Source organism: Erwinia sp. B116 (genome assembly GCF_002865965.1).
Lineage (GTDB): Bacteria > Pseudomonadota > Gammaproteobacteria > Enterobacterales > Enterobacteriaceae > Erwinia.
The window spans coordinates 1-9,586 of the sequence record NZ_JRZZ01000017.1 but is presented as its reverse complement, the minus strand read 5'-3'; the positions used below and the strand labels follow the sequence as shown (position 1 = coordinate 9,586).

Genomic DNA, 9,586 nt, shown 5'->3' with positions numbered 1-9,586 from the left:
CCGGTACGATAAAGCCGAATGCCAGCCGCCACGCGTGCATATCAGCGAAGATCCCGCCGATCGCCGGGCCGACCAGCGTCGCCACGCCCCACATACCGGAGATCAGCGCGAAGGCGCGCGGCCACAGCCGCTGCTCAAACACCTCGTTAATCATGCAGTAGCCCAGCGCAAACAGAAAACCGCCGCCCAGCCCCTGCACGGCGCGCCCCAGCAGCATCACCGGCATGCCCGGTGCCAGCGCGCAGAGCAGGCTGCCGCAGAGGAAAAAGAGGATGGCAACGGCGTAGGTTCCGCGCGCGCCGGTGCGGCTCAGCGTGGGGCTGGTCAGCGCCGAACCGAGAATGGAAGCAATCACAAACAGCGTGGTGTTCCAGGCATACAGATTCAGCCCGCCAATCTCCTGCACCACCGACGGCAGGACGGTGGTAGCGATATAGATATTAATGGCGTGCAGCGCCACCCCGCCGGAGAGCACCACCGAACACGCGGCGTTTTTCCCCGACAGCAAATCTCCCCAGTTTCCTTCATGCGATGACATAGTGGCTCCTTACCTTATGATAATTTCCCTGCGCGCTGCCCCGGAGGCTGGCCAGGAAAAGATGAAAATCCGGCAGATGGCGAGATAGTAGTCAGCACAGTAAAAACGGGTCAAAAAAACGCGCACTCGGTGAACATACAGCGCACTGCGCGACAAGAAGGCACAGAAAAAGCATGGAAAGGCTGGCAGAGCAGAGCAGAGCAGAGCAGAGCAGAGCAGAGCAGAGCAGAGCAGAGCAGAGCAGAGCAGAGCAGAGCAGGCGTTGGATGCGAATTCCAGGCAGTGGATACAGGCAGGTCGTGCCAGAGAGTGGACGGAGACGATGGTGCGGAGGCAGATACCTGCGTTCTGAACAGTGGAGTAGTGGTCACTCAGCCAGCGGTCATCAGATAATGCCCTCCGGATGAGTATACCGCAGAGCCTGATGGGCAGGCTCTGCGAAGAGGATCAGGCCGTGACGCTGACGCGCTGGCCGTCGAACTCTACGGTCTGACCGGCGACGATTTTGCAGCGCTTGCGGGTTTCCACCGCGCCGTCCACCGTCACATAGCCATCGGCGATCATATTTTTCGCCATTGCGCCGCTCTCCACCCAGCCTTCCAGCTTCAGCAGGTCACAGAGATCGACGTGGGGAAATTTACCTAAAGAGAAAGTTGCCATTATTCTGATGCTCCTTCATCGCTGCTCTCGCAGGCCTGCAGGGTGTTTTCAATCAGGGTTGCTACGGTCATCGGACCGACGCCGCCCGGTACCGGGGTGATATACGCAGCGCGTTCGCTGGCAACGTCAAACTCCACGTCACCCACCACTTTGCCGCTCTCCAGACGGTTAATACCGACATCAATCACGATCGCACCCGGCTTGATCCACTCGCCCGGAATAAAGTTCGGCTTACCGACCGCCACCACCAGCAAATCGGCGTGCTCGATATGGTGACGCAGATTTTTGGTAAAGCGGTGGGTCACGGTGGTGGTGCAGCCGGCCAGCAGCAGCTCCATACTCATCGGGCGGCCGACGATATTGGACGCGCCCACCACCACGGCGTTCAGGCCGTAGGTATCAATGTTGTAGCGCTCCAGCAGCGTGACGATGCCGCGCGGCGTGCACGGGCGCAGCGTGGGCGCACGCTGGCACAGGCGGCCAACGTTGTACGGGTGGAAACCATCGACGTCTTTCGCTGGTGAGATATGCTCCAGCACCTTAACGTTGTCGATCCCGGCCGGCAGCGGCAGCTGCACCAGGATACCGTCGATTTCACCGTCGTTGTTCAGCCCGGTGATCAGGTCCAGCAACTCCGCTTCACTGGTGGTGGCGGGCAGATCGTAAGAGCGGGAGATAAAGCCCACCTCTTCGCAGGCGCGACGCTTGCTGCCAACGTAAATCTGCGAAGCCGGGTTCTCACCCACCAGCACTACGGCCAGGCCAGGAGCACGTTTGCCCGCCGCCAGACGCTGCTGAACTTTTTCCGCAACCTCTTGCCGCACCTGCTGCGCAATCGTTTTACCATCGATAATTTTTGCTACCATCAGAGAGGGGATCCATCTGTGTTGAGTTAAATCGGGGATTGCCTCTATTTTGTCAGAAGCGGGCGCTGCTGTCAGGCGGAGAATGGCACCGATTGCCTATAACTTCGGCAACGGGTGCGCTAACCCCTCAAAATCGTTGACTCAGCACCGCCGCGCCGTATAATCCGGGGCACTCACCATGCGCCCTTAGCTCAGTTGGATAGAGCACCGGCCTTCTAAGCCGTAGGTCACAGGTTCGAATCCTGTAGGGCGTACCATTAAGTTTCAACGAATTACCCCTTTTCTTTAGCCTTCAATTTTCCTGCATGGGACAAATTTGGGACATCAACCCTGAAAATCGAGTCAATTTTGCGCGCATGTTCCGTCAGATGGTCAGGGGCAGGGTGAGCGTAAAGAAGGGTGTTGATCCGATCGTGCTCTGACCAGTGCTTGCCCGCGATGCTGCTGATGAATTCAGAGCGGTATCGCCTTGCTACTGAGCGCAAGGCAGTTTTACTGCTGTGGTGTTATTCACCAGTCGCCCTCTGGCTCTGCGCCCACTGATGCACCTGATGATCATGGCGGCAGTCAGCATCGCAATACTGACCTTTGGTAATGCTCTCTTCGCACCAGTAGCAGGCTCCGGTGAATGCCATACTCGGCAATTTCCGGTTGGCCAGAGCCACCTCTAACATCTGCTGTTCACGTGCGCTGGCCTCGTGAGCAATATCTGCATAGTTCATGCCGCAACCTCGCTGATTGCCTTTTCACCCTGCAGGGCGACCCGGTTAATATGCTGCTTTCTATAATGAAGCGGTCATCGATGGTGATATTCATGGTTTACTCCGTGCTCTGGCAATAAAAAGAGCCACCGGTTGGGTGTACAACCACCGTAGCTCCGTACCCTGCTCATAAGCCCACGGGGCAGGTGCTTTGCAGGAAAACCCCAGCCCCTTGTCATGTCAATATCCCTGCTAATCCGCTTACCAGCTCATTCTGCGCAATACGCGGTTGCCAAACAGTTCATGTTTCACCACCGCGAGGATATGCAGCAGCACCAGGCCTGCCAGAGTGGTGCATGAGATAATATGCTTAACGAAAAACAGGTCAGTGATCAGTTCGCTCTCGATCAGATGCGGGATGGAGAACAGGTTAAACACGTTAATATCCCTGTCCATCATCGGCACGCCGGTAATCAGTACCACGGCAATGTTGATGTAGAGCAGCATATGCACCCAGTCGGCGGCACGGCTGGCGAAGTCCTTTTTACCTTCGTGTGGTTTGCCTAAATTTAACAGATAGTAAACCCGCAGAATGAAGAACGGGATAAAGACGGTGGTCAGGGAGACGTTAAAGAAACCGATCCACTCTTTGATTTCAGGGGTGGTTTCAAACATTGCCGCATAGAAACCTGTAATTGTCGCCCAGATAATTACGACAGCCGAAAGCCAGTGCAAAACGACCTGCTGCCAGGCATACTTTTTGGTTTTCATTTTTCTCTCTTGAGGGTAATAAATAAAAAGGTTAAAAATTTATGGTGATGATTCTATCAATGACTGAGAGTAATCCTATCGGACTTCTCATCAGTAAATGTAGGCTGTTTCCTACAATGACAGCGTGAGTGAAGTGGCAGGCTCACCCGATATATCTGACGGAAAAATGGGTAGCCTCAGGTAAGTAAAAAAAGTAAATGGCAGTCGGGTAAAATAAGAATGGATCTCTTTTCTCTGTAGGCAGCGGATGACAAAATGCATGAAATGAGATTTAAACAAGTTAGAATGGCTGAGTTTGGAATGTGGTGTTTTTTTTGATGTTATTTATCATGGCGTTATCAAAGTGTATTCTGCTGCCGTCACTGTTTTCAGGATGATGGTTTTATTAGTTTCTCTGTAAAACAATGGGTTATTGAGAGATAGAAATTATCTGTCACTATAACATAGTGTTGGAAAAAAACGGTATATCCTTACGTTTAGCTTCTTGAAATAAAAGCTATTTCTGTAAATGTCGTCCATGCGGACACGGAAAGATTTACGCAAGACATCCGTTTGTCAGAAGCGTGTAAGCGATAATATCGTGATTCCACCTCTCTTGACGCCAGAATGGTTGATGGTTAAATTTTGCCCGGACATTAACCAAGGAGTGAATCGTTTTTTTATGAATGCCCGAAATTTTGCCACCGGCGGTCTGCTGCTTATCGCCCTTTTTAGCTCTGCTCCGCTGTATGCCTCTGACTACAGTAGTATGATGGCTCAGAAATCAGCAAATAAATCGATCGGTGATGCCGGAGTAAAGAAAAAACTTTCTTCTGAGTTTTCCCGCTGGAGTGGCGTGAAGTACCGGTTTGGCGGTACGACGATGAAAGGTATTGACTGTTCAGCGCTAGTGCAGAAAATCTATCATTCGTCCTTTTTCGGCAAAGCGTTATCTCATCTGCCGCGCACCACCGAGCAACAGATCAAGCAAGGGGTGAAAACGAAACGTGAAGATCTGCGGGCCGGTGATCTGGTATTTTTCCAGCTTTCACCTAAGCAGAAACACGTTGGCATTTATATCGGCGGTAAGAAATTTATCCACGCTTCTACCAGTGAAGGCGTGATTATCTCCACGCTGGATAACAGCTACTGGTCTGAGCGTTTTGCCTGACCGGATAAAAATGGCGGTATCTCCCTGCGCGGTTGTTGAAGTCAAGTTTATTAGCCCATCGGGAGGAGGTATTCACATGTTCTCCTCTGCCAGCGGTGATGCAGGTATGGGGCAGATGATGTGAGTGGCTGTAATCAACGAGGCCGTCTTATCCGCGCCGTAAGCGCGCAACACAAAAAAAAGCGTCAGGCAGACTGGCTGCTGACAGAATAGTTATCTCCTTAATCGGTCAAAATAAAACAGATTTGTAGTGAGAAAGCTGTTATCGTGAATCGTTCGTTAAACAAAATAAGAAGGTTTCTATCACAAATTTTAAGCTAAAATGTCCCTCATGCTTCAGCATTCAGTACCGCTTCTCGCATCTCGACATTACAAAACAAAACCCTTACGGTGCCAAATGTATTTTTTGTAAATCAATCATGAAAGACAGCAAGTAACGATTGATTCAGCAGTTTACTTTTCTGCACTTCCCGATAAAAATTCCGCTCTGAACTCAGCACTGCGAATCGTCCCCCTGTAATGACGACGATCGCAGCGTCCTGTGTCCGCAGACCCTGTAAATGGGCTTTAAGCTGCCCGTTGTTTCCAGGCTGACCCTGTTCCCGCTATCATCTTCCCCCACCCTTATCTTAAGAACCGCACAATGTCCGCCATCACCGACCACTTTATCGCTCCCGTATGCCACGATGAAATCCGCATCCTTTACCAGGATGAATACCTGCTGCTGATCGACAAGCCCTCTGGCCTGCTGAGCCTGTCGGGCAAAAATCCGCAGAACCTCGATTCGGTGCACTACCGGCTGGTGCAGGACTTTCCCGGCTGTGCGCTGGTTCACCGCCTCGACTTCGGCACCTCCGGGCTGATGCTGGTGGCGAGAAACAAGGTCATCAACGCCGCGCTGTGTCAGCAGTTTAGTCAGCGTACGGTGAGTAAGCGTTATGAGGCGCTGCTGCTCGGCCATCTGAGGGAGGATGAGGGAGTGATTGATGCGCCGATAGGCCGCGATCCGGCGCTGTTTCCGCTGATGAGCATCTGTGAAATGAGTGGCAAGCCGGCGCGCTCGCGCTATCGGGTGCTTGAACGTCTGCGTCGTGAAGGGGAAGGTGGAGAACCGCTGTTGCTGACCCGCGTAAGGCTGACGCCGGAAACCGGGCGCACCCATCAGCTGCGTATCCACTGCCAGTGGCTGGGGCATCCGATCCTCGGCTGCGATCTGTACGGCGGGCTGCTGCAGCCGGGCACCGCGCAGACCCGGCGGCTGATGCTGCACGCCAGCGCGCTGAACTTTGTGCATCCGCTCAGCGGTGAACCGATGGCGATCCGCTGCGCCGTGCCGTTCTGATCCCTCAGGTTCGAAGGGATATCTGATAGTATCCGGTGCGCAACGTCAGCATGCTGTCTTCGGGGCTTTCGCGTGCCATAGCAGCGGCTGAACTTTCGAAACTTGTTTCATTTCTTTCAAAAGAGATCGCCAGATTAAATCAGCGCGATCCTGTTTGTGCTTCCTGCGGGGTTAATAAAAACAATGTGTTAATTATCATAATGTTATAGTGCATATTGCTCCTTTCGTTTTCCAGGGGAAATTGTGACAGCCATCACCTGTTTGCTTTCAGGTTTCATTTATCTTCTCCGCAGCCTGTTTCAACTTTCCTGATTTTATTCGCAGCGTTTTTCCGGAGGCAGTAATGGAGTTTTATCTCGATACCGCAGATGTGGCCACGGTCCGTCGTCTGGCACCGATCTTACCGATCAAAGGCGTCACCACCAATCCGAGCATCGTTGCCCGCAGCAAACGGCCGCTGGCCGACGTGCTGCAGGAGCTGGCATCGCTGCTGCCGGCGGACGGCAGGCTGTTTGCGCAGGTGATGGCCCGCGAGCCGCAGGCGATGATCGACGACGCGCTGCGGCTGCGTGAAATGGTACCGTCACTGGTGGTAAAAGTGCCGGTAACCCACAACGGACTGGTGGTGATTAAGGCGCTGACGCAGCAAAATATTCCTACGCTGGGCAGCGCGGTGTACGGCGCGGGGCAGGGACTGTACGCCGCGCTGGCCGGGGCCAGCTACATTGCCCCCTACGTTAACCGTATTGATGCGCAGGGCGGTGACGGTGTGGTGCTGGTGAAGGAGCTGCAAAAGCTTGTCGATCTCCACGCGCCGCAGGCGAAAGTGCTGGCGGCCAGCTTCCGCACCGCGCGTCAGGTGCTGGACTGTATGCTGGCGGGCTGCCGGGCGATCACCGTCGATCCGGATGTCGCCGAGTTGTTCCTGCAGGATCCGGCGGTGGATAACGCGCTACAGCGCTTCGATCAGGACTGGTCTGCGGCTTATGGCAGCACGACGTTATAAGAGCGGAAGGGCTATCTGTCGAAGAAGCGGGGCTTAATCCAGCCCGTGTACTTTGCGTACCAGCGCGAAAATCAGAATGAAAACTAGTAATAAGAACAGCACCGATGGCAGGATATTTTTCATAAACGCATCCTTACTGGCTTACTGAATTAAGATCTGAACACCGCCGTCCAGCCTCGCGCTGAACGGCGGTTGATCCCGAAAAAAGCTGCCGACGCTTTCACCCTGAAAACGCAGTAATAAGAATCATCCTACTCCTGCTGCATCCTTTTTCCAGCCTGAAAAAAAATCAGTGTGATACCCGTCCTGAAATCGGGTTCTCAATTCTCTGCCGCTGATGCTCTACTTGATTGCTGCTTCGAAATCCTCTGCCGCTGGTGATAAACGCAGACCGTTGAAACTCAAGGCCAGACAAATCGTTACCGGGCTTTCGCACAATGCTGGCGGTAACGGTGCCTTCACAGCCTGCTTACAGAGAGCCCGACCTACCTCTCTCTGCGCTTTCCCGCCATCGCCCCCTGCACGGCGAACACGCTGGCCAGCACCACGATCAGCCCGATCAGCGCCGTGCCGGTTATCGACTGCCCGAGAAACGCCCAGCCGAGCAGCACGGCGGTCAGCGGGCTGAGCAACCCGAGCGAGGCCACCGCCGCCGTCGGCAGGCGGGCCACGCCGCGAAACCACAGCGCGTAGGCAAGCAGCGCGCCGGCCAGGCAGATCCAGGCGTATGCGAGGAGGTTGGTCAGGGTCAGGGCGGGCAGCGGCGCGTCAACCGTCAACGCCACCGGTGCCAGCATCAGCCCACCCAGCACCAGCTGCCAGCCGGTCAGCGGCAGCACCGTCAGCGACAGCCGCCAGCGGCGGCTCAGCCAGACGCCGGAGGCCATACAGACAGCCCCGAGCAGCGCCGCCGCCATGCCCACCGGCTCAAACACCGTCTGCGGCGACAGCAGCAGTACCGCCATTCCGGCCACCCCGGCGAGGGCGGCCCAGAAGGCGATACGCGACGGTGCCAGGCGATCCACCGTCCAGGCCAGCAGCATTACGATCAACGGCTGGGTCGCGCCCAGCACCGCCGCCAGCCCGCCGGGCAGGCGAAAAGCGGCGACAAACAGCAGCGCCTGAAACAGGCCGATATTCAGCGCGCTGAGCACCAGCAGACGGCCCCACTCGCCGCGTGCCGGCAGCCGGCGGGCGAACAGCAGCAGCAGTAATCCGGCGGGCAGTACGCGGATCAGGGCCGCGGTGAAGGGCCGGTCCGGCGGCAGAAACTCGCTGGAGACGATATAGGTAGAGCCCCAGATTGCCGGGGCCAGCGCGGTTAACACAACGTCGCGCCAGTGGCGCAGGGCGGTATTTGCAGACATGTTATGACATTACCTTTAGTTCAAGATAATATAAGTCTGTTGATTAATTACCTTGAAGTCAAGATATATGCCTGAGAAAACTAGCCCAACCCACGACGCGGTCGATACCATTCTTGCCCAGTGGCGGCGCGAGCGCCCGGACCTGGATGCCAGCCCGATGGGGCCGATCGGTCGTCTCAAACGCTGTACGGCGCTGCTGGAACAGCGTCTGGAAGCCTGTTTTAACCACTATGAGCTGACCATGTGGGAGTTCGACATGCTGGCGACGCTGCGGCGTGCCGGCGCGCCCTACTGCCTGAGCCCGACCGCATTGTTCTCCACGCTGATGGTGACTTCAGGCACCATGACGCACCGGCTGAAGCGGCTGGAAACCCGCGAGCTGATTATCCGCGTGGCTAATCCGCACGATGCGCGCAGTATGCTGGTGCAGCTGACGCCCGCCGGGGTGGTGCTGATTAATCAGGTGGTGGAGGCGCACGTCGACAACGAACGGCAGCTGCTCTCGGCCCTGTCGGCCGAAACGCTGACCAGCCTGGATACGCAGCTGCGTGCCCTGTTACGGTCGCTGGAACAGGACGGAGCAGCACAGGCTTAAGTTGCGGCCGGGTTGCGTATGGATGGATTGCAGGGGAATGCCCTGCGGGGATCCATGCTTCCGCAGGGCGATAGATCCTGTTACCGGCGGTCGGTCACCTGAGGCGGCGGGCAGCTTCGTGGCACCAGGGTACTGCCCCGTCGCCCCTTTCAGCTCACAGCGATCCCCGCGCCAGCCACGGGCTCTCCACCCTGATCGTGTCGCGGTGCGTTTCGCCGTTAATGATATGCAGTGCGCTTAACCGGCCAATCTCATAGTGCGGCAGCTGCACGGTGGAGAGCGGCGGCAGAAACAGGTCGCCAATGCCGACCATGTTGTCATAGCCGAGCACGCCGACGTCCTGCGGGATGCGCACGCCGTTCGCCAGCAGCACCTGATAAACCATAAACGCGATGCGGTCGTTACCGCAGACCACCGAATCAAAGTCCGGCTTGCCCTGCGGCATATGTGCTTCGACCATCGCCGGAATGCTGCGGTAGTGCTGGTCGCCGTGCGCCATTTCACAGTGATCCAGCGTCAGCGGGTCGAGGCCGGCTTCGCGGCAGGCGCGTTCCAGCCCGCGGCGGCGGCGCGGCGGCGCCGGCTGGCCG

The 9,586-nt window shown here is 56.1% G+C and carries 11 protein-coding genes, 1 tRNA gene and 1 pseudogene; 5 read left to right on the top strand and 8 right to left on the bottom strand.

Annotation, left to right across the window (positions count from 1 at the left end; all coding sequences use genetic code 11):
- From NV64_RS24065 to folD, 3 genes are all read right to left on the bottom strand, one after another.
- The coding region (locus NV64_RS24065) for an MFS transporter (protein ID WP_233208982.1) at positions 1 to 538 on the bottom strand (538 nt) is incomplete at its 3' end.
- Positions 539 to 985: 447 nt separating this feature from the next.
- A complete protein-coding gene (gene ybcJ / locus NV64_RS13080; RefSeq protein ID WP_056240300.1) occupies positions 986 to 1,198 on the bottom strand; it encodes a ribosome-associated protein YbcJ in 213 nt (70 codons plus the stop codon).
- Positions 1,198 to 2,064 (bottom strand): bifunctional methylenetetrahydrofolate dehydrogenase/methenyltetrahydrofolate cyclohydrolase FolD, encoded by an 867-nt coding sequence (folD, locus tag NV64_RS13075; RefSeq protein WP_101506082.1) that lies wholly within the window; start codon positions 2,062 to 2,064, stop codon positions 1,198 to 1,200. The genes ybcJ and folD overlap by 1 nt, the downstream gene beginning before the upstream one ends.
- Positions 2,065 to 2,244: 180 nt before the next feature.
- Here folD and NV64_RS13070 point away from each other — a divergent pair.
- Positions 2,245 to 2,321 (top strand) — tRNA-Arg (locus tag NV64_RS13070).
- A gap of 15 nt (positions 2,322 to 2,336) precedes the next feature.
- On the opposite strand, the pseudogene NV64_RS24060 reads toward NV64_RS13070, so the two are convergent.
- The 3 genes and pseudogenes from NV64_RS24060 to NV64_RS13055 form a co-directional block, all read right to left on the bottom strand.
- Positions 2,337 to 2,456 (bottom strand): annotated as a pseudogene (locus NV64_RS24060) (hypothetical protein); the annotation flags it as partial.
- 114 nt (positions 2,457 to 2,570) lie between these two features.
- Positions 2,571 to 2,786 carry a hypothetical protein gene (locus tag NV64_RS13060; RefSeq protein ID WP_056240296.1) on the bottom strand — a complete coding sequence of 72 codons (216 nt, stop codon included), beginning with the start codon at positions 2,784 to 2,786 and terminating at the stop codon, positions 2,571 to 2,573.
- A gap of 240 nt (positions 2,787 to 3,026) precedes the next feature.
- A complete protein-coding gene (locus NV64_RS13055; RefSeq protein WP_101506081.1) occupies positions 3,027 to 3,536 on the bottom strand; it encodes a cytochrome b in 510 nt (169 codons plus the stop codon).
- 613 nt (positions 3,537 to 4,149) lie between these two features.
- Between NV64_RS13055 and NV64_RS13050 the strand changes: the two genes are divergently transcribed.
- From NV64_RS13050 to fsa, 3 genes are all read left to right on the top strand, one after another.
- Positions 4,150 to 4,686: an NlpC/P60 family protein gene (locus tag NV64_RS13050; protein WP_233208981.1), complete on the top strand. Its 537-nt coding sequence runs from the start codon at positions 4,150 to 4,152 to the stop codon at positions 4,684 to 4,686.
- Positions 4,687 to 5,329: 643 nt separating this feature from the next.
- On the top strand, positions 5,330 to 6,028 hold the full coding sequence (locus tag NV64_RS13045) for an RluA family pseudouridine synthase (RefSeq protein ID WP_101506080.1): 699 nt from the start codon (positions 5,330 to 5,332) through the stop codon (positions 6,026 to 6,028).
- A 343-nt stretch (positions 6,029 to 6,371) separates the two neighbouring features.
- Complete coding sequence (gene fsa / locus NV64_RS13040; protein WP_101506079.1) at positions 6,372 to 7,034, top strand: fructose-6-phosphate aldolase; 663 nt, start codon at positions 6,372 to 6,374, stop codon at positions 7,032 to 7,034.
- Positions 7,035 to 7,519: 485 nt separating this feature from the next.
- On the opposite strand, the gene NV64_RS13035 is transcribed toward fsa, so the two are convergent.
- Positions 7,520 to 8,401 (bottom strand): EamA family transporter, encoded by an 882-nt coding sequence (locus NV64_RS13035; protein WP_056240286.1) that lies wholly within the window; start codon positions 8,399 to 8,401, stop codon positions 7,520 to 7,522.
- Positions 8,402 to 8,468: 67 nt separating this feature from the next.
- Here NV64_RS13035 and NV64_RS13030 point away from each other — a divergent pair, with 67 nt between their 5' ends.
- The gene (locus tag NV64_RS13030; protein WP_101506078.1) at positions 8,469 to 8,996 is read left to right on the top strand and encodes a MarR family winged helix-turn-helix transcriptional regulator; all 528 of its coding nucleotides are present in this window, start codon (positions 8,469 to 8,471) and stop codon (positions 8,994 to 8,996) included.
- Between the two features lie 154 nt (positions 8,997 to 9,150).
- On the opposite strand, the gene NV64_RS13025 is transcribed toward NV64_RS13030, so the two are convergent.
- Positions 9,151 to 9,586, bottom strand: a 436-nt coding sequence (locus NV64_RS13025; RefSeq protein WP_158239896.1) for a substrate-binding domain-containing protein, incomplete at its 5' end; no start/stop codon positions are given.

What these genes read in the sequence shown, in the direction of transcription:
- folD (WP_101506082.1), bottom strand. Translation starts at nt 2,064, where the DNA reads ATGGTAGCAAAAATTATCGATGGTAAAACGATTGCGCAGCAGGTGCGG.
- NV64_RS13050 (WP_233208981.1), top strand. Translation starts at nt 4,150, where the DNA reads ATGGTTAAATTTTGCCCGGACATTAACCAAGGAGTGAATCGTTTTTTT.
- NV64_RS13035 (WP_056240286.1), bottom strand. Translation starts at nt 8,401, where the DNA reads ATGTCTGCAAATACCGCCCTGCGCCACTGGCGCGACGTTGTGTTAACC.
- fsa (WP_101506079.1), top strand. Translation starts at nt 6,372, where the DNA reads ATGGAGTTTTATCTCGATACCGCAGATGTGGCCACGGTCCGTCGTCTG.
- NV64_RS13055 (WP_101506081.1), bottom strand. Translation starts at nt 3,536, where the DNA reads ATGAAAACCAAAAAGTATGCCTGGCAGCAGGTCGTTTTGCACTGGCTT.
- NV64_RS13045 (WP_101506080.1), top strand. Translation starts at nt 5,330, where the DNA reads ATGTCCGCCATCACCGACCACTTTATCGCTCCCGTATGCCACGATGAA.
- NV64_RS13030 (WP_101506078.1), top strand. Translation starts at nt 8,469, where the DNA reads ATGCCTGAGAAAACTAGCCCAACCCACGACGCGGTCGATACCATTCTT.
- ybcJ (WP_056240300.1), bottom strand. Translation starts at nt 1,198, where the DNA reads ATGGCAACTTTCTCTTTAGGTAAATTTCCCCACGTCGATCTCTGTGAC.
- NV64_RS13060 (WP_056240296.1), bottom strand. Translation starts at nt 2,786, where the DNA reads ATGAACTATGCAGATATTGCTCACGAGGCCAGCGCACGTGAACAGCAG.